This is a genomic window from Pseudomonas sp. TH49 (assembly GCF_016650625.1).
GTDB classification, from domain to species: domain Bacteria; phylum Pseudomonadota; class Gammaproteobacteria; order Pseudomonadales; family Pseudomonadaceae; genus Aquipseudomonas; species Aquipseudomonas fluorescens_H.
This window is the reverse complement of the sequence record NZ_JAEKFL010000001.1, coordinates 2313606-2337188: the sequence shown is the minus strand read 5'-3', so window position 1 is coordinate 2337188 and position 23583 is coordinate 2313606. Positions and strand designations below refer to the sequence as shown.

Annotated in this window: 21 protein-coding genes; 5 read left to right on the top strand and 16 right to left on the bottom strand. The window is 62.3% G+C overall.

What is annotated here, in order from left to right; translation table 11 throughout:
* Window position 1: 1 nt before the first annotated feature.
* Genes JFU48_RS10630 through JFU48_RS10615 form a run of 4 tightly spaced genes read right to left on the bottom strand, consistent with a single transcriptional unit; the run spans window position 2 to window position 7750 of the window.
* Window positions 2-4576 (bottom strand): alpha-2-macroglobulin family protein, encoded by a 4575-nt coding sequence (locus tag JFU48_RS10630; RefSeq protein ID WP_201136466.1) that lies wholly within the window; start codon window positions 4574-4576, stop codon window positions 2-4.
* Complete coding sequence (locus tag JFU48_RS10625) at window positions 4573-5223, bottom strand: DUF1175 domain-containing protein (protein ID WP_003228618.1); 651 nt, start codon at window positions 5221-5223, stop codon at window positions 4573-4575. Before JFU48_RS10625 ends, JFU48_RS10630 begins: the two co-directional genes overlap by 4 nt.
* Window positions 5208-6920 carry a DUF2138 domain-containing protein gene (locus JFU48_RS10620; protein ID WP_201136465.1) on the bottom strand — a complete coding sequence of 571 codons (1713 nt, stop codon included), beginning with the start codon at window positions 6918-6920 and terminating at the stop codon, window positions 5208-5210. Before JFU48_RS10620 ends, JFU48_RS10625 begins: the two co-directional genes overlap by 16 nt.
* A 38-nt stretch (window positions 6921-6958) precedes the next feature.
* Complete coding sequence (locus JFU48_RS10615) at window positions 6959-7750, bottom strand: YfaP family protein (protein WP_103521354.1); 792 nt, start codon at window positions 7748-7750, stop codon at window positions 6959-6961.
* A gap of 282 nt (window positions 7751-8032) precedes the next feature.
* Here JFU48_RS10615 and JFU48_RS10610 point away from each other — a divergent pair, with 282 nt between their 5' ends.
* The 5 genes from JFU48_RS10610 (at window position 8033) to JFU48_RS10590 (ending at window position 14431) form a co-directional block, all read left to right on the top strand.
* Window positions 8033-9178, top strand: coding sequence for a Fic family protein (locus JFU48_RS10610; RefSeq protein ID WP_201136464.1), 1146 nt, complete (start codon window positions 8033-8035; stop codon window positions 9176-9178).
* A gap of 112 nt (window positions 9179-9290) precedes the next feature.
* Window positions 9291-9533 carry an exodeoxyribonuclease VII small subunit gene (locus JFU48_RS10605; protein ID WP_003228627.1) on the top strand — a complete coding sequence of 81 codons (243 nt, stop codon included), beginning with the start codon at window positions 9291-9293 and terminating at the stop codon, window positions 9531-9533.
* Complete coding sequence (ispA, locus tag JFU48_RS10600; RefSeq protein WP_201136463.1) at window positions 9530-10417, top strand: (2E,6E)-farnesyl diphosphate synthase; 888 nt, start codon at window positions 9530-9532, stop codon at window positions 10415-10417. Before JFU48_RS10605 ends, ispA begins: the two co-directional genes overlap by 4 nt.
* A 91-nt stretch (window positions 10418-10508) precedes the next feature.
* Complete coding sequence (dxs, locus tag JFU48_RS10595; RefSeq protein ID WP_201136462.1) at window positions 10509-12407, top strand: 1-deoxy-D-xylulose-5-phosphate synthase; 1899 nt, start codon at window positions 10509-10511, stop codon at window positions 12405-12407.
* Window positions 12408-12547: 140 nt separating this feature from the next.
* On the top strand, window positions 12548-14431 hold the full coding sequence (locus tag JFU48_RS10590) for a TonB-dependent receptor domain-containing protein (RefSeq protein WP_201136461.1): 1884 nt from the start codon (window positions 12548-12550) through the stop codon (window positions 14429-14431).
* Between the two features lie 153 nt (window positions 14432-14584).
* On the opposite strand, the gene JFU48_RS10585 is transcribed toward JFU48_RS10590, so the two are convergent.
* The 12 genes from JFU48_RS10585 to nrdR all read right to left on the bottom strand — a co-directional run bounded on the left by JFU48_RS10585 (window position 14585) and on the right by nrdR (window position 23555).
* Complete coding sequence (locus JFU48_RS10585; RefSeq protein ID WP_201136460.1) at window positions 14585-15385, bottom strand: cobalamin-binding protein; 801 nt, start codon at window positions 15383-15385, stop codon at window positions 14585-14587.
* Window positions 15385-15804: a hypothetical protein gene (locus JFU48_RS10580; RefSeq protein ID WP_003228636.1), complete on the bottom strand. Its 420-nt coding sequence runs from the start codon at window positions 15802-15804 to the stop codon at window positions 15385-15387. Before JFU48_RS10580 ends, JFU48_RS10585 begins: the two co-directional genes overlap by 1 nt.
* Window positions 15801-16418 carry a GTP cyclohydrolase II gene (ribA, locus tag JFU48_RS10575; RefSeq protein WP_003228637.1) on the bottom strand — a complete coding sequence of 206 codons (618 nt, stop codon included), beginning with the start codon at window positions 16416-16418 and terminating at the stop codon, window positions 15801-15803. The genes JFU48_RS10580 and ribA overlap by 4 nt, the downstream gene beginning before the upstream one ends.
* A 255-nt stretch (window positions 16419-16673) precedes the next feature.
* Complete coding sequence (locus JFU48_RS10570) at window positions 16674-17411, bottom strand: substrate-binding periplasmic protein (RefSeq protein ID WP_201136459.1); 738 nt, start codon at window positions 17409-17411, stop codon at window positions 16674-16676.
* 34 nt (window positions 17412-17445) lie between these two features.
* Window positions 17446-17949 (bottom strand): phosphatidylglycerophosphatase A family protein, encoded by a 504-nt coding sequence (locus JFU48_RS10565; RefSeq protein ID WP_003228639.1) that lies wholly within the window; start codon window positions 17947-17949, stop codon window positions 17446-17448.
* On the bottom strand, window positions 17946-18911 hold the full coding sequence (gene thiL, locus JFU48_RS10560; protein WP_201136458.1) for a thiamine-phosphate kinase: 966 nt from the start codon (window positions 18909-18911) through the stop codon (window positions 17946-17948). Before thiL ends, JFU48_RS10565 begins: the two co-directional genes overlap by 4 nt.
* An 18-nt stretch (window positions 18912-18929) precedes the next feature.
* Complete coding sequence (gene nusB / locus JFU48_RS10555) at window positions 18930-19430, bottom strand: transcription antitermination factor NusB (protein ID WP_003228643.1); 501 nt, start codon at window positions 19428-19430, stop codon at window positions 18930-18932.
* The gene (ribH, locus tag JFU48_RS10550; RefSeq protein ID WP_003228649.1) at window positions 19427-19903 is read right to left on the bottom strand and encodes a 6,7-dimethyl-8-ribityllumazine synthase; all 477 of its coding nucleotides are present in this window, start codon (window positions 19901-19903) and stop codon (window positions 19427-19429) included. The genes nusB and ribH overlap by 4 nt, the downstream gene beginning before the upstream one ends.
* A gap of 236 nt (window positions 19904-20139) precedes the next feature.
* Entirely contained in the window at window positions 20140-21231 is a 1092-nt protein-coding gene (gene ribBA / locus JFU48_RS10545) for a bifunctional 3,4-dihydroxy-2-butanone-4-phosphate synthase/GTP cyclohydrolase II (RefSeq protein WP_003228650.1), read from the bottom strand.
* A gap of 16 nt (window positions 21232-21247) precedes the next feature.
* Window positions 21248-21913: a riboflavin synthase gene (locus JFU48_RS10540; protein ID WP_003228652.1), complete on the bottom strand. Its 666-nt coding sequence runs from the start codon at window positions 21911-21913 to the stop codon at window positions 21248-21250.
* A 47-nt stretch (window positions 21914-21960) separates the two neighbouring features.
* Window positions 21961-23094, bottom strand: a complete 1134-nt coding sequence (ribD, locus tag JFU48_RS10535; RefSeq protein WP_201136457.1) for a bifunctional diaminohydroxyphosphoribosylaminopyrimidine deaminase/5-amino-6-(5-phosphoribosylamino)uracil reductase RibD — start codon at window positions 23092-23094, stop codon at window positions 21961-21963.
* A complete protein-coding gene (gene nrdR, locus JFU48_RS10530; RefSeq protein ID WP_003228656.1) occupies window positions 23091-23555 on the bottom strand; it encodes a transcriptional regulator NrdR in 465 nt (154 codons plus the stop codon). Before nrdR ends, ribD begins: the two co-directional genes overlap by 4 nt.
* Window positions 23556-23583: the final 28 nt, after the last annotated feature.

Sequence of the window (23583 nt, the reverse complement as noted above, 5' to 3'; positions counted from 1 at the left end):
GTCAGTTGACCGTGACCTGACCGAGGGCGGCTTTCGCTTCCTGGGCCTGATGCTGCGGCGCATAGACCTGAGTGAAGCGCACCGGCGGCAGGTTGAACTGCCCCTTCTGCGAGAAACGCACCAGATGGCGCAGACGCAATTCGCCGCTCAGCGCATCCACCGGCACCGCGTAAGCCAGTTGCCCCGGCTCGAAGCGTGCTTTCTCCAGCGCGGTCGGTTCGGTGCCGTCCTTGCCCTGCAACTTGATGCCCCAGGTGGTGCGCTCGACATCGGCGCCCGGCGGCAGCGGCACTTCGAGCATGCCGTAGCGCAGCGGTTTCGGCGCCTTGCTGGTGAGGATCACTTCATCCAGGTACAGGCTGTCGCTGGACAGCGGTTTGCTGCCGACCGGTTCCAGCTTGAAGGTGAAGGCTTCGTCGCCCGGCACCAGTCGCGACAGGCGCCGGGTGATGGTCACGGCCATTGGATCGACCGCCGGTTGCTGGGTCTGGAAGCTCAGCGCCGCCCGCAGCGGACGCTCCTGAGTGCCGGACACCGACAACACGCTCGGCACCGGCGTCGCACCCTGCCAGGTCCAGAACATCTCGCCGGTCGCGCCGTAGTTTTTCTTCCAGCCTTCACCCGGCATCAGCGCGATGGTCGGCGAGGCCTCGGCGATGCTGCGTTGCAACCAGCTCAGCGCCAGGGCGCGCTCGAGGGTCGATTGCTGTGGCAGCAGACGTTGCAGCAACGCCGTCGCCCGGGCCTGATCGAACGCTTGCAGCGACAGGTTCAGCGCTTCGGCAAACGGCTGCGAACTGACCGCCAGACGTTGTTGCGCCGCGCCGACCTGACGATTGAATGCCTCCGGCAACGCGACTTTCGACTGAGTCGCCAGCGCCGCGGTCAACACCCGCGCCGCCGCCAGACCGAGCGCCGAATCCGGGTCACTCATCACCAGGCTGTCTTCGCCGTCGTCCATCAGGGTTTCGGCATTGCCCTCACCGGCCTTGGCCAGATCGTCCATCAAACCGCTGAGCAGGGTATTCACCGGCAGGTGCATCTGCTTGGCGAACGACAGAATCAGTGCCCGCTGCAGCAGCGGCGTGTTCGGCGCTTGTTTGGCGTAGACCTCCAGCACTCGCTGCCAGTGCTCCGGTGGCAAGGTCAGTTCCAGCACTTGGCTGGCGTTCCAGTCGGCGTAGTAGGCGTAAGCGGTGAGGAACGCGTCCGGCTCGCCATCGAAGCCCCACCAGGTGAAGCTCGCCGACGGCCCGGCCATTTGCACCAGACGCAGGCGGCTGTTCTGCATGATCAGGCGCAGGCGATCGCGGATCTGCGGGCTCGACGCCAGCGACGGATAAGCGATGCTCAGCGGCAGCAAACGGCTGGCCGTCTGCTCGACGCCGCCGTATGGGTAGCTCAGCAGATCGTCGAGCGCGGAACGGTACAGCGCTTGCGGACTGTCATCCAGACGCAGACGAATGTCAGTGGCGTCCGCCGGCAGGCTCAACGGAGTGTCGCCGCTGGCCACGTCGAGGCTTTGGGTTTGCGTGACTTGCCAGCCGTCACCGGTCGCGCTCAGGCGCACGGCCAGGGAGTCCGCGGTTTTGCCATCCTGCACCAGCTCGGCAGTCCACTCACCCGTCGCCAGCGCAAACGCTGGCAGCGGCACGTAGTTGATGCCGTTGTTCAGGGTTACCGGCAGGCGTTGTTCGGCGCCTGCGTAATGGGTGACCAGCTCAGCCTTGACCGGTTTTTCCGCCTGGCTGAAGGCGAACACACCGAGTTGCGGCTGATCGCCCTTGCGGAATTTGCTCGGCCCGCTCCACTTCAGGTACAGCGGTTTCTCCGAACGGACGAACTGCTTCTTTTGCCCGACCTGACCGTCATCGGCAATGGCGCGGGCGGTGATGCGCCAGCGAGTCAGCGAGTCCGGCATCTTGAAGGTGAAACGGGTTTTGCCGTCGGCACCTGTGAGCAATTCCGGTTGCCACGCAGCGGTATCGACGTCTTCGCGACGCGGACGCTCCAGCACTTTCACCCCACGCTCGCTGCGGTTGGCCTTGCCCGGCGCGCCGGGGCTGCCCGGCAACGCCACGTCGTAACTGATGAACGACAGGCTGGCGCTGGTGCGCACGTTGTTGCGGCGTGGGTGGTAGAAGAACTGGTCGATGGTCGGTGCGACTTCCGGTTGCAGCGCGTAGACCATTTCATCGACGACGCTGACGGTCAGATGCGCCGGGACCGCTTTGCCGGCGAACTGCGTGGTCAGGTCAACCGTGACCGTGTCGCCCGGCAGGTACACGGTTTTATCGGTGCTGATCGCCACGTCGATTTGCGGCGCGACCACTTTGATCCCGGCGTTCTGGAAGCTGTACTGCCCGCCCTTGGTGTACAGCACCGAGAAGGTCAGGTTCGGCGCGAAATTGTCCTTCACCGCGATGCGTGCGCGGTATTGAGTGTCGCTGAGTTTTTCCAGTTTCAGCCAGTCGCCGCCCTTGGCCAGCAGCGCGGTGGCTTCGACCTTGTCACGCTCCAGCGACAGCAGGGCATCGCTGACCGGCTCCGGGAACGTGATCAGCGCCAGAGCTTCATCGCCAGCCTTGTACTCGGGCTTGTCGAGGACGATTTCCACAGTGCCCGGCACCGCTTTGACGCCGTCACCAGTGACCGAATGGCCGGTGGCGCCGAGGACGCGACCGTGCTGATCTTTCAGCGTCAGGTTGTAAGTACCCGGACGTTCGAAGGCAATGCTGAAACCCTTGTCTGTTGCCGCCAGTTTGCCTTCGACGGTGCTCTGGTCTTCCAGACGCACCCAGCTGTAGCTGCTCGGGGTCACGGCTTTGCTTTGCTCGCTGCCACCTTCGTTGACGTAGCTGAACGCGACTTTGTCGTTGACCGCGCTGAAACGTTGCGGCGCGCTCAGACGGAAACTTGCGGCGCCACGGTCGATGAGGATTTCCTTGGTGGTCTTGACCCGATACGCCGCGCCGTCGCTGGCGAACACGGTGAGCATGTAGCGGCTCGGTTTGTCGGCGGCCGGCAGGTCGAGGGTCGCGTTGCCCTTGCTGTCAGTGGTCAGTTCGGTGCTGGTCAGTTCCACCGGGAATTGCCCAAGATATTGCAGCTCGTTGTCGACCATCGACAGTTGTTGGGCACGCAGACTCAGGGTCAATTTGGCGTTGGCCACCGGTTTGCCGTCCGGATACAGCAGCACCAGACTGCCCTTCACCGGCTCGCCGGTGCGGTAATCCTGCTTGGCCAGATTCAGCGAAATCTCGAAGTGCGGCTTGATGTATTCAGCCACGCGGAAGGCGCTGCTGTAGGCCTGATCCTTGTAGTTGAAACGGATCTCGTAGCCACCGGCCACGGCGTTATCCGGCAGTTGGAAACGGCCTTGGGTACCGGCCTTGGAATCGAGCTTCAGGTCGAGGTGTTGCAACTCGGTGCCGGTGGCATCCAGTACGCTGACCGTGACGTCCGCCGCACCCGGCAATACCGAATCCCGCGCATTCTTGAACTCGCGACCGACGATTTTCAGCGACACCCAATCCCCCGGGCGATACAGCGGTCGATCAGTGAACGCGTAGAGTTTGGTGTCGTAGATTTCGCTGTCGTAATAGAAGTTCTCGGAGACGAACACCCCGCCCTCTTCGTCCTCGCCGATCACGAACGAGCGCTCGGGGCTGACGTGTTTCAGACGCAGCAAACCATCGGCATCGGTGGCGCCGCTGCTCATCACGCCGAGGCCGTCAGTCCACAGCACATTGACCTTCGGCACCGAACTGCCTTCGTGTTTGCGTGCGGCCCAGACCAGCAATTCATCACCGGCAATCTTGCTCACCGCCACGGTGTTGGAGACGAAAACCATGGTGGTCGCGCGGTACTTGCCGACCAGCGCTTCGACCAGATACAGGCCCGGTTTCAGCTTGCCCAACGGGATGTACACGTTACCCGGCGCAACGCTGACGAACTCGCTGGAAGACCCGGCCAGATTGACCCCGGCCGGCGGCTGAATCGGTTTGGCCTGCCACAGCGGATAACGGAACTGGCTGACCACCGGCAGACCCGGAATCAACGCGAATTGCGGCTGTGCGTCGTACGGGGTCGGCGCAGCGATGGCGTTGCCCATCTTCAGTTCCGGCACTTCCTCGGTGACCTGCTTGCGCGATTCGTAGGAGAACGCACGCTGCATCACCCGCCGCGATTTGCGGTACCAGTTGTCCCACAGGTACGCGAGGGTGTTGGACAGGCCTTCGCCCTTGAACTGACCGTCGCTGACCACGCGGTGCAGGTTCTTCTGGCGCTTGAGGAAATCCAGCGGTTTGTCGATGCGGTACACGCGGATGTCGGCGCCGCCGTACGGTTCCATGCGGAAGCGGCGGTAGTCGCGACCCGGCGCTTCGAGACGGACCATTGCCTGCTCGTCGGCAGCGAAACTGCTATCGGCCAGCAGGAAGAAGCTTTCACCAGAGACCGGCGTGTAGCCGCTCGGCTCCACCGAATCTTCAGCGTTGACGGTCGCCAGTGGCAGCAACAGCGCCAGCAGCAGGGGAATTCGAGCGCAGAGTCGCAGCATGCGGGCACCGGTCATTGGGAGAGAAAGTTCAGTCGATAGACGCCGATGAAGTTGGGGTTGGCTGCGTCGGGTATCCATCGGGTGTCCTTCCATGTCATGAGTTGCTGCAGGCTTGCCGAACGCATGCCGTTGTCAGTGGGGGTGGTCGTGCCGGTGTGATAGGCGATGTAGCGGCCCATCCAGATCATCAGGTGCTGGTCGTCGCCCTGATCGAAAAACATCAGGTCGCCGGGGCGTGCCTGGGACACGTCACGGCTGACCAGATGGCTGTTGAACTGAATCAGTTTGATCGCGTTGACGTACGGCCCGACCTTGCCGCCGCCCTGCTGCCATTGCTGGGCGAGCTTGCGCTGCTCATCGCTGAGCGTCAGCTCCGGGGGCAGGTAGCGATTGGACAGGCCATTGCTGCGCAGCCATTTGTCGTCGTGGACTTTCAACGCTTCGTTGGCGGCGAAACGCACAAGGCCTGCGCAGTCCTGCTGATACCAGCGCGGGCTCGGCCCCTGGCTCAGTTGCTCCTGAGCGATGCGCACGAACCAGGCGCGGAACACCTGGGACTGTGCCGGATCGAGTGCAGGCGCTTCGACGGCTCGGGCGCCGGCGCTGAGCAGCAGCGCGAGCAGGCCGAGGCTGCGGATCAGTGTCGTCACAGCGCTTTCCATTCCAGCGGCAGCCATTGCCAGTGGCCGTCAGGCTCGCTGCCTTCGGGCAGGGTCAGCGCGTATTTGCCATAACCGCCGAGGGTGCGCAGTTTCGGGATCAGGTAGGTTTGCGCGGCGTTGTAGAACACCGGCTCCATGTCCTGCGGCAGACTGTCGAGGGTTTCCTGCTGCATCAGTTGCGCCATCGCATCCGGACCGAAGTAGATCGGCATCAGCACGTCTTTCGGCAGCACGTCGGCCATCGGCGGGAAGCGTTTGTCGAGGGTGCCAATCGCCTTTTCCACCAGTTTGTCGTCGAGGGAAAACAGCAGGGTCGAGTTGTGACGCGCCATGCTGACTTTCATGAACGCCTTGCCGGTGATTGCGTCCGGGTTCTCGGCATCCTTGGCCGGGTACTGGCCAAAGTTCGAGCTGACCTGACGCTGCCACACGTGGCTCTGGCCTTCCTGTTTCTCGACCACCGGGAATGCGTGGTACTCAACGTTGTTTTCATACGCGCCGATCATCGAACTGAACAATGCACCCAGTTCACCGTCGATCCGGCCGGTATCCTCGTTCTTCAGGCTCGCCACCAGCAACGGCGTGTACAGGCGTGAGTCGGCATACCAGCACAGCCCGGCGGCACCGGCGACGTGGGTGATCATGCGTCCGGCCACGGCCTCGTCGGCGCCGAGTTTCACCAGCAATGGTTTCTGCGGTTCGGCCGCCACCGGCAAGGTCACGCAGGCACTGGCGCCCAGCGGCATGGCTTGCCACACCGGTTTGAAATCGAAGTCCGGCTGATTGTCCAGTTCGTCCATGGCCAGAAAGCTGTGCCAGCCCTTGTCGTCCATGTCGAAACGCAGGCCGGCGAAGTTCGGGATGAAGCGCTGATACCCCATGGCAAGCACGCTGGAGCTCACCGACAGGCGTTGTTTGATTTCCGGCGCTTTCGTTGCCAAACCGAAGGCTTCGGGGAACAGTTTGTCGCCATTGAGCAACGCTGCCAGCGCTTGTGAAGACACGTGGCCCGACTCCTCCGAGGCGCCGTTTTCAGAGTCGTAGTATTTGGCCGGATTGGACAGCACTACCAGCTTGTCGCCGCGCGAAGCGAACAGCAGCGATTTGCTGGCGTTGTAGCTGAGCTGATAGAGCGTCACCTCGTCGCTGCCGACTTTCAGCGTGCCGAACTTGCTCAGTTGCGAGTCATCCAGCGCGACTTTCGCCAGCGGCTCCAGCAGTTTCGCCAGACCGCCGCGATCCATCACCAGCAGGAAATCCTTGAGTCGGCCATCGGCGCCCCGCCACAACGCGACATCGGCTGGCTGATCGAAAAGCTGCTCGATCAGGCTGTCCTGCAGCTGCAGGTCGTGCTCGTAGATGATCCGTCGCAGGCTGCCGATCAGGCCGAGGCGGTCACCGTGGGTTTCGTAATAGAAGACGAAATCTTCGGTGAGCGTGGCCTTGAGGAACGGCACCGTCAGCAGGTCCTTGGGCAACTGGCTCAGGGAGCGGGTTTCCAGCAGTGCGTCCGGGCGGCTCAGGCCGAGCTTGTCGCTGGCAAGTAGAGCCGCCGGCAACTTGGGCTTGTGCAGCAGCCAGCCGAGACCGCCCGCCACCCCGGCCACCAGGACCAGGCCAATCAGCAGCGCCGGCCAGCGCCGGGAAGGTTTGCCGGCAGGTGTCGGGACGGCCGGAGAAGCAGCGTTATCACTCATGTTCACAAAACCCGAAGTTCATCCGTGGAGCGGGATGCTTAATAGTTGAAAGTCTTGACCAGCAGCAGATCACCGATCGCCCGCAGAGGCACGATGAACGTTTCACGTTTTTCGTCGACCGTGTTTTCGTTGAGCACCAGCGTGATTTGCGAGGTGATGACCTCGTTCTGATTGCTGGCCTCCTCGAAGTTATAGCCGCCGTCGCCAAAGTTGCCCCAATAGTTGACGTAAACCAGATAGGTGCCATGCAGCGGCGCGGTCATGGTGAACATTTCCGGGCCGGGGCCATCGACGCCGTCCGGGTCCAGACCGCCGCCGTTGGTCAGCGCCGTGTGGGCGAAAAACGCGTGCTGACCGTCGGGCGTAATGATGTGCAGGTCGAGTTCGGCCTTGGGATCGTCCCAACCCAGCACCACACGGATTTTCGCCGGAGTGCGCAGGTTGTTCGCTTCGTAGAACTGCACGCGCTTGAGCGACTGCCCCTCGGCGCTGCGCACTTCGACACTGTTGGAACCGGCGCCGAACGCATACGGACGGGCAAATCGCCCGTCATCGTCGGTGTACAGATTCAGTGGATTGCCATTGACCGCCAGCGTGTGCGGCCCGCGCTGATTGCCGATGGCCTTGAGCTGGCCCTGGATCATCGTGCGATTGCGCTGGATGCCACGGTCGATTGGCGGCGTCGGATAGGCGACTTGCGGGTTTTCACTGCGATCAAGCAGACCGTTGTAGCGCCAACCGCCCGACGGTTCCGACAGCTCGGCAGTCGGCGCCGCCAGCAGCGCAGGCGCGCCAGCCAGACCGATCAGCAACAAAAGAAATGAACGCATGTAGTGCCTCCTGCCATGCCTGAACGAAACCTTGCACCCGATCCTCGGTACTTCACAGCGGTGGAAACTGCGTTTCGTCTGAAAGACCCCGTGACCAGCGGGTCGTAGAAGGCGCGAAGATTAGCGATTCGGCAGTTTTTTAACAATCGGATACATCTGGATTTGCTGTGGGAATCACGCCGTACGGGTGGACTGTGAGCCGAATAGCCGTCATATTCGGCTCACTAAATGAGCCGAATAGCATTTCTATTCGGCTCACGCCCCTATTACAGGCAGTAACCGATGACCACTCAATGGATCTGGCAGCAGCCGGATTGGCCCGACTTCAACTGGCAGGCAGAACGTCTGGCGCCGCTGCTGCGTGAATGCGTTCAGGCACAAGGCCAATTGATGGGTATGGCGGGATCCGTGGGCAACTCCCTGAGCGCTCAGACCGAACTCGACGCACTGCTGCAAAACATCGTGACCTCTTCGGCCATTGAGGGTGAGCAGTTGAATGTCGGCTCGGTGCGTTCGTCATTGGCTCGACGCCTGGGGCTGGAATTGTCTGACGGCGATAAAGTCAGCCAACGCAGCGAAGGCCTTGCGCAACTGATGCTTGACGCCACGCGGCGCTTCGCCGAACCACTGACGCTGGATCGACTGCTGGAATGGCATCGATGGTTGTTTCCGGATCAGGAAAGCGACTTCAGCGCACGATCAATGCATGTCGGTGCGCTTCGCGGCGAGGAGCCGATGCAGGTAGTTTCCGGTCGCCTCGACCGGCCCACTGTGCATTTCGAGGCCCCTCCGCGCCAAGGTCTCGAGCGACAGGTGGATAAATTTCTCGCCTGGTTCGAGGCCAGCCAGCATCAAACAGCGCTTGATCCTTTGCTACGTGCCGGCATCGCGCATTTCTGGTTTGTCACGCTGCATCCGTTTGATGACGGCAATGGTCGCCTTACTCGCACCCTTACCGATCTGGCGCTGGCGCAAGGTGAAGCCCAGGCGATCCGCTTTTACGCGATGTCGGCCAGCATTCTGGATGACCGCAACGGCTACTACCGAGTGCTCGAGGCCAGCCAAAAGGCCACGCTGGACGTCACCCAATGGCTCACCTGGTTTCTGCAGACTCTTTTACGCAGTCTGCAGCAAGCCATCGCACGGATCGAAAGCGTGCTGGGCAAAACACGCTTCTGGCAGGCACACCGTGAATCCGAACTGTCGGTGGAACAGAGTAAAGTGCTCAATCGCCTGCTCGACGGTGGAGAACGAGGTTTCGAGCACGGCATCAGCGCGGCACAGTATCAGGCGGTGGCCAAGGTCTCGAAAGCCACGGCAACCCGCCATCTGGCGGAACTGCTGGAAAAGGGCTGCCTGCAAAGAATGCCGGGGGGTGGACGGAGTACCCGCTACAAAATCAATTACCCGGGCGATTCCTCAAACTGACCACTGGCGTCTGTAGTGAGGAGGTAAGGATCGGCCGCGCCCCGCTCATTTGCCCATAAACCCCCTATCTGCTAGTGTCGCGCCGGTTTAACGTCAACCGGAAATCGCCGCCATGGCCCGCAAAAAAGCTGCACTGGATTTCGAACAGTCCCTCGCCGACCTGCAAACACTGGTCGAGCGTCTGGAGAACGGTGAATTGTCGCTGGAAGACTCGCTGACCGCTTTCGAGCAGGGCATCGGCCTGACCCGTGACTGCCAGGCAGCGCTGGCCCAGGCCGAGCAGAAGGTGCAAGTGCTGCTGGAGCGCGATGGCGAACTCGCCGAGGAACCCTTCGACGCGGAACAGCCAGAATGATTGCGGCGTATTCGGCGACCAGTCAGGCGCGGGTCAATGCGGCACTGGAAATCCTTTTCAAGGCTCCGCTGCCGGAGCTGTCGCGCCTGTATGAGGCGATGCACTACAGCGTGATGATCGGCGGCAAACGCGTGCGCCCGCTGCTGGCCTACGCCGCGTGCGAAGCGCTCGGTGGCAAGGCTGAGCAAGCCAACGGCGCGGCCTGCGCGGTGGAGCTGATCCACGCCTATTCGCTGGTGCACGACGATTTGCCGGCGATGGACGACGACGATCTGCGTCGCGGCCAGCCCACCACTCACAAGAAATTCGACGAAGCCTGCGCGATTCTCGCCGGTGACGGCTTGCAGAGCCTGGCCTTCAGCGCCCTGCTCGACCCGCGCCTGAGCAACCTCGACGCTGACATCCGTCTGCAACAGGTCACGGCGCTGGCGCACGCGGCGGGCCCGGCGGGCATGGTCGGCGGTCAGGCCATCGACCTCGGTTCGGTCGGTCTGAAGCTGGATCAGCAAGCGCTGGAGCAGATGCACCAGCACAAGACCGGCGCGCTGATCGAAGTCAGCGTCAAACTCGGCGCCCTGGCCAGCGGCCGTGCCGAGCAGGATGAACTCAAAGCCCTGCAGACTTATGCACAAGCCATCGGTCTGGCCTTCCAGGTGCAGGACGACATTCTCGACGTCGAAAGCGATACCGAAACCCTCGGTAAACGCCAGGGCGCCGACATCGCCCGCGACAAACCGACCTACCCGGCCTTGCTGGGGCTGGACGCGGCCAAGGTCTACGCCCTGGAACTGCGCGATCAGGCACTGCACGCGCTGCGACCGTTTGACGCGGCAGCCGAGCCTTTGCGCGACCTGGCCCGGTATATCGTCGAGCGGCGTAACTGAACGCCAACCTGCCAAAAAAGACCAACGCGTGGGCAGGGGGCGATGCATCAGGTAAACTGCCGCATCTTTTATACCTATAACGATTCGCCTGATGCCCACGACGTTTCATGAGATTCCCCGCAAGCGCCCGACCACGCCCCTGCTCGACCGCGCGAACACGCCGGACGGCCTGCGCCGGTTAGGCGAAGCCGAGCTGGAAACCCTGGCCGATGAGTTGCGCCTGGAATTGCTCTACACGGTCGGCCAGACCGGTGGGCATTTCGGTGCCGGCCTGGGCGTCATCGAGCTGACCATCGCGTTGCATTACGTCTTCGACACCCCGGATGACCGGCTGGTGTGGGACGTCGGTCATCAGGCGTATCCGCACAAGATCCTCACCGGTCGCCGCCAGCGCATGGAAACCCTGCGCCAGAAGGACGGCATCGCCGCTTTCCCGCGTCGCGCCGAGAGCGAGTACGACACCTTTGGCGTCGGCCACTCCAGCACCTCGATCAGCGCCGCGCTGGGCATGGCAATTGCCGCCCGCCTGCAAAACAGCGATCGCAAGGCGATTGCGGTGATCGGTGACGGCGCGCTGACCGCCGGCATGGCCTTCGAGGCGCTGAACCATGCGCCGGAAGTCAACGCCAACATGCTGGTGATCCTCAACGACAACGACATGTCGATCTCGCGCAACGTCGGTGGTCTGTCGAATTATCTGGCGAAGATCCTTTCCAGCCGCACTTACGCGAGCATGCGTGAGGGCAGCAAGAAAGTCCTGTCGCGCCTGCCCGGCGCCTGGGAAATCGCCCGTCGCACCGAAGAATACGCCAAAGGCATGCTGGTTCCCGGCACCCTGTTCGAAGAGCTGGGCTGGAACTACATCGGCCCGATCGACGGCCACGACCTGCCAACCCTGATCGCTACCCTGCGCAACATGCGCGATCTGAAAGGCCCGCAGTTCCTGCACATCGTCACCAAGAAAGGCAAAGGCTTCGCCCCGGCGGAAGTCGACCCGATCGGTTACCACGCGATCACCAAGCTCGAACCGCTCGACGCTCCGGCCGCGGCGCCGAAAAAGGCTGGCGGGCCGAAGTATTCGGCGGTGTTCGGCGAATGGCTGTGCGACATGGCGGCGGCTGATCCGCGTCTGGTCGGCATCACCCCGGCGATGAAGGAAGGTTCAGACCTGGTGGCGTTCAGCGAACGTTTCCCGTTGCGCTACTTCGACGTGGCGATTGCCGAACAGCACGCGGTGACGTTCGCCGCCGGCATGGCCTGCGAAGGTGCCAAGCCTGTGGTGGCGATCTACTCGACATTCCTGCAACGCGGCTATGACCAGTTGGTGCATGACGTCGCGGTGCAGAACCTCGACGTGCTGTTCGCCATCGACCGCGCCGGTCTGGTGGGCGAAGACGGCCCGACCCACGCCGGCAGCTTCGACCTCTCGTACCTGCGCTGCATTCCGGGCATGGTCATCATGACCCCGAGCGATGAAAACGAATTGCGCAAAATGCTCACCACCGGCCACATGTACAACGGCCCGGCGGCGGTGCGCTACCCGCGCGGCACCGGCCCGAACGCGACCATCGACAAGGATCTGGAGCCGATCGAAATCGGCAAGGGCATCGTCCGTCGCCAGGGCAGCAAAGTCGCCCTGCTGGTGTTCGGCGTGCAACTGAGCGAAGCACTGAAAGTCGCCGAGAAGCTGGATGCGACCGTGGTCGACATGCGCTTCGTCAAGCCGCTGGATGAGGCACTGGTGCGCGAAATCGCCGGCAACCACGAGTTGCTGGTGACGATCGAAGAGAACGCGGTCATGGGCGGTGCCGGTGGCGCGGTCAGCGAGTTCCTGGCGCGCGAGAACATCCTCAAGTCGATGCTGCATCTGGGCTTGCCGGACATCTACGTCGAGCACGCCAAACCCGCGCAGATGCTGGCCGAGTGCGGGCTGGACGAAGCGGGAATCGAAGCTTCGATTCGTGAGCGTCTGGCTTTACTCGACAAATAAACGCAATACCCCTGTGGGAGCGAGCCTGCTCGCGAATGCGGATTGTCAGTCAAAGTAATGCTGACTGATACACCGCATTCGCGAGCAAGCCCGCTCCCACATTTGATTTGTGTACATCAGAAATACCCAATGGATCACCGATGAACCTCTCGCGCCTCGCCCTGCCCTTCTTCCTGCTGCCAGCCACCAGCACCCTCGCCGACAGCTTCGAACGCGATCAGGCCCTGAAACTGCCGGACACGCTGATCAGCGCCAACCGCCAGGTCGAAGCGCGCAACGACAGCAGCGCCGCCAACACCGTGTTCACCCGCGAAGACATCGACCGCCTGCAACCGAGCAGCGTCACCGACCTGCTGCAACGGGTGCCGGGCGTGCAGGTGGCGCAGGCCGGTGGGCGCGGCAGTCTGCCGGGGATCTACATTCGCGGCACGCAATCTGCGCAAAGTCTGGTGCTGGTCGACGGACAGCGCATCGGCAGCTCGACCTCCGGCGACAGCAACCTGCAGCACCTGAACATCGACCAGATCGAACGCGTGGAAGTGCTGCGCGGTTCGCGTTCGGTGATCTACGGTAGCGATGCGATTGGCGGGGTGATCCAGATCTTCACCCGGCGCGGTAACCAGCAAGGTTTACAGCCTCGCTTGCACGTCGGTTTCGGCAGCAACCAGACCTGGGAACGCAGTCTCGGCCTGTCGGGTGGCGACGAGAAAACCCGCTTCAACCTGGGTGCCAGCCTCGATGACACCGCTGGCCTCGACCGTACTCACGAGTCCTACCCCAGCGACAGCGATCACGATGCCTATCGCAATCAATCCGTCAGCCTGAGTCTCAGCCATGCGCTGACCGATGACATCGAAGTCGGCGCCAACCTGCTGGATAACCGCGGCAAGAGCGAGTTCGACAACCCGTTCGGGCGCTTCGATACGACCACTTTCGAGTCGGTGCAACAGCAGCCCTACAGCGACTTCAACGTCAGCAGTGTCAGCAGCTACGTCGATGCCCGGGTCAACGAAATCTGGAAAACCCGCGTCGAATTCGGTCACACCGAAAACCGCGAAAAGACCCTCGACAAACTCAGCGACGAGCGCACGGTTTTCAACACCTATCGCGATTCGGTGAACTGGCAGAACGACCTGACTCTGGATGCGCGCAACAGCCTGATCCTCGGCGGCGACTGGTACGAAGACCGGGTCAACAGCAGCACCGCGTTCGACGAAGACAGCCGCTGGAACCGCGCCGCGTTCATCCAGCATCGCTATCAGGCCGACAGCTTCTCCACAGAGCTGGGCCTGCGCCACGACGACAACCAGCAGTTCGGCAGCCAGAACACCTGGAGCGGCACCTTTACGCTGCCGCTGAACCCGGACAACGATCTGCTGCTGAGCTACAGCGAAGGCTTCCGCGCGCCGACCTTCAACGACCTGTACTACCCGGATTTCAGCAACCCGAACCTGAAACCGGAAACCTCGAAAAGCTACGAGTTGCAATGGCGTAGCCAGTTGAGCGATTCCAGTCGCCTGGAAACTTCGATTTACCGCACAGACCTGGAAGACGCGATCATCTTCGGCAGCAACTCACGCCCGGAGAACGTGGCCTCGGCACGGATCAACGGTTTCGAAGCGGCATTGAAGCAGGAGCTGTTCGGCTGGCAGAGCAATCTCGGCGTGGCGATCATCGATCCGCGTGATCGCGATACAGGGCACACCTTGGCCCGCCGCGCACGGCGCACGATGAGTTGGGATCTGGATCGGCAGTTTGACCGACTGGGTCTGGGCGCCAGTTGGCAGGCGGTAAGCAGTAGCTACGACGACAAGGACAACACCCAGTCACTGGGCGGCTACGGCTTGATCGGATTGCGCAGCAGTTGGGCACTGAACCGTGAGATCAAACTGGATATGAAGGTCGAGAACCTGTTCGATAAAGGCTATAGCCGCGCGCTCTACAGCTATGACGGCAGCCAGTATGGCTATCGCGAGGAAGGTCGGGCCTGGGTGTTTGGGGTGACCTGGACGCCGGGACTCTAAGGTAAACCTCAATCAACTGTGGCGAGGGAGCTTGCTCCCGCTCGGCTGCGCAGCAGTCGCAACCCCGGCTTGCTCAGAGTGACAGACGGATTTGGGGGACAGGTTTTGGGGTTGCTTCGCAACCCAGCGGGAGCAAGCTCCCTCGCCACAAAACTAGCGGTGTGGCTGAATGAGTTGGCAGAGTTTGGCGGTGGCATCGATCATTTGGCCGCTTGGGCGCTCAAGGCCTTTATCAGTAACCAACAGTAGTTTCCCCTGCTTCACCGCCGCCACCTGCGGCCAGGCTTTCCAGGCATCAAGCTGGGCCTGATCACCGGCCAGAATCACCCCGGGATCGCGCTGCAACACCGCTTCGATACTGACCTGCGGCGCCGGCAAACTCAGATCGGCAAACACATTGCGCGCGCCGCATACCTCAAGCGCATCGCTGATGATCTGCCCGCCACCGACGGTGTACAGCGGCTTGTCCCAGACTTGATAGAACACTGTCAGCGGCGTCTCCCGGCGATAGCGTTGGCGCAGGTCATCGAGTTTCTGGCGCAGATCCGCCACCAGTGTCACCCCACGTTCAGGCCGGCCGAGTTGCGCGGCAATGGCTTCGATCTGTGCAGAGAGCTGTTCGAGATTGTGCGGTTCGGCGACGTAGGTCGGGATGTTCAGGCGTTTGAGCTGATCGCGTTGCGCCGGGCCGACACTGCCGGGCCACAACAGCAACAAATCGGGCTTCAAACTGAGCAGACGCTCCATGTCCAGCTGACCGTAGCGGCCCACTGACGGGACATCCTTGAGCGCGGCAGGACGCTCGCCGGCATCGAGCACGCCAACCAGCAGATCGGCCGAGTCCAGCTCGACAACGATTTCCGACAGCGAAGGCGCGAGGCTCACCACCCGTAGGCTCGCCAGCGCCGGGCCGGCGACGGCCAGCAACAGCACCGCCAGCCACAGACGACGCATCAGCCGAGTTGACGCGGGATGCGATAGAGGTAGAACAGCACGGCCGTGGACAGCGCCAGCAGCATCAGCGGTACGGCTTCGAGGCCGACGAACACGGCCAGCGCACCGATCCATGCCGGCAACGATGCAGCGAGGAACGCAATACGGCGACGGGCCGCGAGCGCGATCCAGGCCGCCGGCTCGGCAGGCGTATCGAGAGCTTTCTGGGTGGCGATCAGGGCGTGTTTGTAGCCACCAAAAAACTTCAGACTGACAAACATCGAGGCGACACCGGCAATGAACATTGGCATGGTCAGTACCGGCAGAAACGCTTCATATTGGCCGAACAGTGCGTTGAGCACGAACAGCGGCAGCAGCGCCAACGCCAGATACTTCCACCAGTCGACCGCCAGACGGCGTCGTACCTGACCGCGGGTCACGCGCGGTCGACCTCGCCCTGATGCTCGTTGCCCATCATGTGGTCGAGCTTGCTGGCCTTGGTCGCCAGGTACAGTTTGTTGTGCGGATTATGGCCGGTGTGCAGCGGCACGCGTTCGGCGACGACGATGCCCATGTCGGTCAGGGCTTTGACCTTGCGCGGGTTGTTGGTCATCAGGCGCAGGGACTTCACGCCCAGATGCTCGAGCATCGGCAGGCACATCGCGTAGTCACGCTGGTCGGCGGCGAAACCCAGACGCTCGTTGGCTTCCACGGTGTCGGCGCCGCCGTCCTGCAACTCGTAGGCGCGGATCTTGTTCAGCAGACCGATGCCACGACCTTCCTGGCGCAGGTACAGCAGCACGCCACGGCCTTCGCGGGCGATGGCCTTGAGCGCCGCTTCGAGTTGCGAACCGCAGTCGCAGCGCTGGCTGAACAGGGCGTCACCGGTCAGGCACTCGGAATGCAACCGGCCAAGGACCGGGGCACCGTCGTCAATTTCACCCAGGCTCAGCACAACGTGCTCGCGGCCGGTGGCTTCATCGAGAAAACCGTGCATGGTGAATTGCGCAAAAGGCGTTGGCAGCTTGCAAGCGGCGACAAAAACGACAGGCACCTGTGTGCTCCTGATCTAAAAAGTCTGAAGATTCGCAGGCCGGCATTGTAACAGCAGGTTCCGGCAGGCGCTTAGGCTGAATTATCGGGCATAACGATCAAAAAGTTTGATAACACCCGACTTGCCTTGCCCCCCTGTGGGAGCGGGCTTGCTCGCGAAGGCGTCGTGTCAGTCGGCAATAGGCTGGCGGAACCACCGTATTTGCGAGCAAGCCCGCTCCCACAGGGGGCACAGTGTTGGGCACAAGATTCGCAATCAGGGCGTATCAAACGGATACGGCTGCTTCCACTGCTCGAAAATCGGCTTCAGCTCGCCGCTCTTCACCAACTGCTCCATGCGCCTGTCGAACAGCGCCATCAGCGTGCGCGCTTGCGGCGTATCGGCGAAGCACAGGTACAGCGGCAATTCGGCGATGTGGGTCTTGCGAAACTGCGTTGGATCCTTGGCCCGGCCAACCACGTAATCGATTTCGGTCTGCGCATCGATGTAATAGTCAGCGCGGTTGTGGGTGAGCATCGACAGGATCCCGGTACGTCGCATGACTTCGTTAAAGTTATGCACATTGGGCAAATAATCCTGATAGTCATAGCCGCGCACCCAGGCCAGGCGATAGCTGCCGAGAGTGTCCGGGGTCGGTGAAGGATTGCTCGCCAGGCCCAGGGCGTAGATGTGGTCGGTGTCGAAATTCCAGCGCGGGTATAGCAGATCGCTGGCCTCGTTTTTATACGAGCCGACGCAAGCATCGACTTCGCCGCGCTGGGCCAGACCCACGGAGCGCGTGTAAGGCTCGGTGCGGATGTCGAGTTGCACCCCGGCCGGTTCGAAGACCTTGCGCAGCACGTCCCAGCCCAGGCCGTGACCGTCAGCGGCGGTGTAGTCTTCCCAGTCTTCGCTGGCCAGATGGATGACCGCGGGCGTCGGCGCAGCTTCCTGCGCACTGGCGACAGTGCCCAGCAAGGTAAAAAACACCAGCGCCAGCCAGCGACTAACCATCCTTAGTCTCCCCACTTAACCCTGACAATCCGGATCAGGCGAAAATCCACACCAGTCCCTGCATCGCCAGCCAGGCGAACACGCCGGCCAGCACGTCGTCGAGCATGATGCCGACGCCGCCATGGACATGCCGATCGATCCAGCGGATCGGCCATGGCTTGAGAATGTCGAAGAAGCGGAACATCAGGAACCCCGCGAGCAACCAGTACCAGCCTTCCGGCACCAACCACAGGGTGATCCACATCCCGACCATTTCGTCCCAGACGATGCCTTCGTGGTCGTGTACCCGCAGATCGTCGGCGACCTTGCCGCACAGCCAGAAGCCGAACAGCATGGTAATCCCGAGCATCAGCCAGTAACCCCAGTCGGGCAACATCTGCCACAACGGAATAAAGGGTAGCGCAACTAACGAACCCCACGTGCCCGGCGCTTTCGGCAAGGTGCCGGAGCCGAAGCCGAACGCGAGGAAATGCCAGGGATTGCGCCAGACCGACGGCGGAACGAATTCGGCCGGAACCTGTTTCGGGTGATCTGTCACGGTGTCTCCTGAAAATGTTGATAACCCCGGATTTGCGGGGTGATGTCGTGTCCTTCGCGATCCAGCAGCACCACACCCTGGCCCTGCGCCACACGCCCGATCACATGGATCGGCCAACCATCGGCCAGCAGTGCCGGCAACTCGACGGACGGTAGCGTGAAGGCCAGCACGTAATCATCGCCGCCGCTCAACGCCGCCCGTTCGGCGCCACGCTGGCCGAGAAACGCCACTAAAGCATCGGACAACGGTACGCGCTCGCGTTCAACCTCAAGCCGCACCTGCGAAGCCAGAGCGATATGGCCGCAATCGGCAAGCAGGCCATCGGAGATATCCAGGGCGGAGGTGGCCTTGCCGCGCAGCGCCTGACCAAGAGCCAGTTGCGGTTGCGGCGACCAGTAATGACTGAGCAGCGGCTCGGCAATATCAGTGTCGGCTTCACGCTGGCCAAGCACCAGCGGCAAGGCACCGGCGGCATTGCCCAGTTCGCCGCCAACACAAAGCAGGTCGCCCGGTTGTGCGCCGCTGCGGGTCAAGGCCTGCCCGGCCGGGACGCGACCGAACACGGTGACGGTCAGGCTTAACGGCCCACGGGTGGTGTCGCCGCCAACCAGCGCGACGCCGCAGCTCTGCGCCATGCGGTTCAAACCGCGGGCATAGGCTTGCAGCCAATCGGCGGTCACCGTCGGCACAGTCAGGGCAAGGGTAAAGGCAACGGGCGTGGCGCCCATGGCGGCCAGGTCGCTGACCGCAACGGCCAGCGAGCGCTGACCGAGCAGAAATGGATCGCAGGGATCGGCGAAGTGCACGCCGGCCACCAGCGTATCGGTGGAAATCGCCAACTGCTCCCCGGGGGGAACCGCCAGCAAGGCGCAGTCGTCGCCGATCCCCAGGGCAACGCCCTCGCCGCCCTGCGCACAAGGCGCGGCGGCGAAGAAATTGCGGATCAGCTCAAACTCGCCCATTGCGATATCAAGCGCTGATCAGCGCTTGAACGCCTTGACTTCAGCTTCACGCAGGCGCGGAGCCAGCTTGTCGAGTACACCGTTGACGAACTTGTGGCCGTCGGTCGAACCGAAGACTTTCGCCAGCTCGATACCTTCGTTGATCACCACGCGGTACGGCACGTCGACGCGCTTGAGCAGTTCCCAGGTGGACAGGCGCAGAACCGCCAGTTCAACCGGATCCAGCTCTTCGATTTCGATGTCCAGGCACGGTTTGAGCGCGGTGTCGATTTCGGTGCGGCTCGCCGGAACCCCGTGGAGGATTTCGCGGAAATACGCGCCATCGACATCGGTGAAATCGTTATCAACGCGGAACTGCGCTTCGATTTCGTTCAGCGAAGCCTTGGCCATGTGCCACTGATACAGAGCCTGAGTCGCGAGCTGACGGGCTTCGCGACGCTTGACGCTTTTCGATGGCTTGCCGGCATCCGCAGGTTTCGGATCGCGCGGGTTGAAACGATCGCTATCGTCGCTAATCACTTGGCCTCCAACTGCGCCAGCAGGCTGACCATTTCCAGAGCGGACAGGGCAGCTTCAGCACCTTTGTTGCCGGCCTTGGTGCCGGAACGTTCGATGGCTTGCTCGATGGAATCAACGGTCAGGACGCCGAACGCGACCGGTACGCCGAACTCCATGGACACCTGGGCCAGGCCCTTGGTGCATTCGCCAGCCACGTATTCGAAGTGCGGAGTGCCGCCACGAATGACCGCGCCGAGGGCGATGATGGCTGCGAACTCGCCTTTCTGAGCGACTTTCTGCGCAACCAGCGGGATTTCGAAGGCGCCAGGTGCGCGGATGATGGTGATGTCGCTTTCGCTCACGCCGTGGCGAACCAGGGCATCAACTGCACCGCTGACCAGGCTTTCAACCACGAAGCTGTTGAAACGGCCCACTACCAGAGCGTAGCGGCCTTTAGGGGCGATGAAGGTACCTTCGATGGTCTTCAGGGTCATTCGTCAGATCTCTTAAAGAGCCGGGACGCGTTTCGTACGCATCCCTCAGTGATATTAGCCACAAATTCATGACCGGAAACACCGCATTGCTGTTCGACTACACCCCTGTGGCGAGGGGATTTATCCCCGATGGACTGCGCAGCAGTCCCAATCAAATAGGGCCGCTACGCAGCCCGTCGGGGATGAATCCCCTCACCACAAGGATCTACGTCAACAATGCCGGAAACGACCGGTCATTATTCGGAGGGCACGTATTCTACAACTTCCAGATCGAAACCGGATATCGCATTAAATTTCATTGGCGCAGACATCAAGCGCATTTTGCGTACGCCGAGGTCACGCAGGATCTGCGAACCGGCACCGACGATGCTGTAGGTGGTCGGTTTTTTCACCGCTGCCTGCTCACCGGTTTCGCGGATATGCGCCAGCAACACGTCGCCGTCCAGCGGGTGACCGAGCAACAGCACCACACCGCTGCCGGCCTCGGCGACCGCAGCCATCGCGGCGCGCAGGCTCCAGCGGCCCGGTTGCTTGACCATCAGCAGGTCGCGCAGCGGATCCATGTTATGCACGCGAACCAGGGTCGGCTCTTCGGCGCAAACCGTACCTAAAGTGAGGGCCATGTGCACATCGCCTTCCACCGAATCACGATAGGTCACCAGGTTGAATTGGCCCAGTTCGCTGTCCAGCGGCTGTTCGGCAATCCGCTGAACGGTACGTTCGTGGATCATCCGGTAGTGAATCAGGTCGGCGATGGTGCCGATCTTGATGTTGTGTTCGGCGGCAAACGCTTCCAGTTCGGCGCGACGGGACATGGTGCCGTCGTCGTTCATCACTTCGCAGATCACGCCGCTTGGTTCGAAACCGGCCATGCGCGCCAGGTCGCAGGCGGCTTCAGTGTGACCGGCACGAGCCAGCGTACCGCCAGCCTGAGCCATCAGCGGGAAGATGTGCCCCGGGCTGACGATGTCTTCCGCCTTGGCGTCTTTCGCCGCAGCCGCTTGCACGGTGCGCGCACGGTCGGCGGCGGAAATACCGGTGGTGACGCCTTCGGCGGCTTCGATCGATACGGTGAACTTGGTGCCGAAACCGGAACCGTTGCGTGGCGCCATCAATGGCAGCTTCAACAGTTCGCAGCGCTCGCGGCTCATCGGCATGCAGATCAGGCCGCGGGCGTGCTTGGCCATGAAGTTGATGTGTTCGGCCTTGCAGCATTCGGCGGCCATGATCAGGTCGCCTTCGTTCTCGCGGTCTTCGTCATCCATGAGGATGACCATCTTGCCTTGGCGGATGTCTTCAACCAGTTCTTCGATGCTATTGAGCGCCACAAGGCACCCCCTTCAGTCAGGATTTGAGGTAGCCGTTGGCGGCCAGAAAGCTTTCAGTGATCGTGCCACCGGATGCAGGCTCTGCGGCCTTGTCACCCAACAGCAAACGCTCCAGATAACGCGCCAGCAAATCGACTTCCAGGTTCACCCGGCGGCCCGGCTTGTAGGAAGCCATGATGGTTTCGCTCAGGGTGTGCGGAATGATCGTCAGCATGAATTCAGCACCATCGACCGCGTTCACGGTCAGGCTGGTGCCATCGACGGTGATCGAGCCTTTATGGGCGATGTACTTGGCCAGCTCTTTTGGTGCGCGAATGCGAAATTCCACCGCACGAGCATTGTCGCTGCGCGACACCACTTCGCCGACACCGTCGACGTGACCGCTGACCAGATGCCCACCGAGACGGGTGGTCGGGGTCAGGGCTTTTTCCAGATTGACCGGGCTGCCGCTTTTCAGGTCATTCATGGCGGTGCAGTCGAGGGTTTCGCGGCTGACGTCAGCGGCAAAGCCATTGCCCGGCAGCTCAACCGCCGTCAGGCACACGCCGTTGACCGCGATGCTGTCGCCGAGTTTGACGTCGCTCAGGTCGAGCTTGCCGGTTTCGACATGCACCCGCACATCACCGCCCTTTGGGGTCAGTGCGCGGATACTGCCGATGGATTCGATGATGCCGGTAAACATGGGGTTCTCCTTGAGAACGAAGCCAGCGCTAACGCGATGGCCGGGAATTATACGCTCGCCGAAACGACTGGCGTCGCAGTGACTCGCCAGTCATCGCCAACCGCGCGGATTTCAGTGATTTTCAGCTCGGGAGCGTCCTTCATATAGGCCAGCGGCCAGTCCAGCAACGGCCGCGCCGTGGAGCCGAGAAACTTGCCGGCGATGAAGATCACGAACTCATCGACCAGACCGAGCTGCGCGAACGCGCCAGCCAGACGCGGACCGGCCTCGACCAGCACTTCGTTGACGCCACGGTTGGCCAGTTCGATCAGCAGTTGATGCAGATCGACCTGACCGTCGTCACCCGGCACGATCAGGCATTCCGGGCCATTGGCGTATTGCTCTTCGACTGCCATACAGGTCGCGACCAGCGCCGGGCCGGCCTTGAAGAACGGCGCGTCCAGCGGCACCCGCAGGCGCCCGTCGATCAGCACCCGCAGCGGCGGACGGCTCATGGCCCGTGCGGTTTGTTCGGCATCCAGCCCCAGTTCGTCGGCGCGCACGGTCAGGCGTGCGCCGTCGGCCAGTACGGTGTCGGCGCCGGTCAACACCACGGCCGCCTGCGCGCGCAAACGCTGCACGGCGGAACGCGCGGCCGGGCCGGTGATCCATTGGCTCTCGCCGCTGTCCATCGCCGTGCGGCCGTCGAGGCTCATCGCCAGCTTGACCCGCACGAACGGCAAGCCGTGTTCCATGCGCTTCAGGAAACCTTGATTGAGCTGGCGCGCCTCGGCTTCGAGCACGCCGCTTTCGGTGGCGATCCCGGCATCGCTCAGACGCTGCAAGCCACGCCCGGCGACCTGTGGATTCGGATCGCGCATCGCGGCGACCACCCGAGCCACTCCGGCAGTCACCAGCGCATCGGCGCACGGCGGTGTGCGGCCATGGTGGCTGCACGGCTCAAGGGTCACGTAAGCCGTGGCGCCCCGGGCCAATTCACCGGCAGCGCGCAGGGCGTGGACCTCGGCGTGGGGTTCGCCGGCGCGCTCGTGAAAGCCTTCGCCGACAATCTGCCCGTCACGCACGATCACGCAGCCAACCCGTGGATTGGGGTGGGTGGTGTAGTGGCCCTTGCGCGCCAGTTGCAGCGCGCGCGCCATGAAGTGGGCGTCGAGGATCGCCTGCTCGGCGGCGCTGGTCATTCTTTCACCGGTTCGCGGGCGAGGCGGTCGATCTCTTCGCGGAACTCATTGAGATCCTGGAAGCGCCGGTACACCGAGGCGAAACGGATGTAGGCCACTTCATCGAGCTTTTGCAGCTCGGCCATCACCAGCTCGCCGACCACGAGGGATTTGACCTCGCGCTCGCCGGTGGCGCGCAGCTTGTGCTTGATGTGAACCAGAGAGGATTCGAGGCGCTCGACGCTCACCGGACGTTTCTCCAGCGCGCGTTGCATGCCGGCACGGAGCTTTTCTTCGTCGAACGGTTGGCGGCTGCCGTCGGTTTTGATCAGGCGCGGCAACACCAGTTCGGCCGTCTCGAATGTCGTGAAACGCTCGCCGCAGGCCAGGCATTCACGCCGGCGGCGCACCTGTTCGCCCTCGGCGACCAGACGCGAGTCGATGACCTTGGTGTCGTTGGCACCGCAGAAGGGACAGTGCATGGTGGCTGGCAACAAAAAAAGGGAGGGC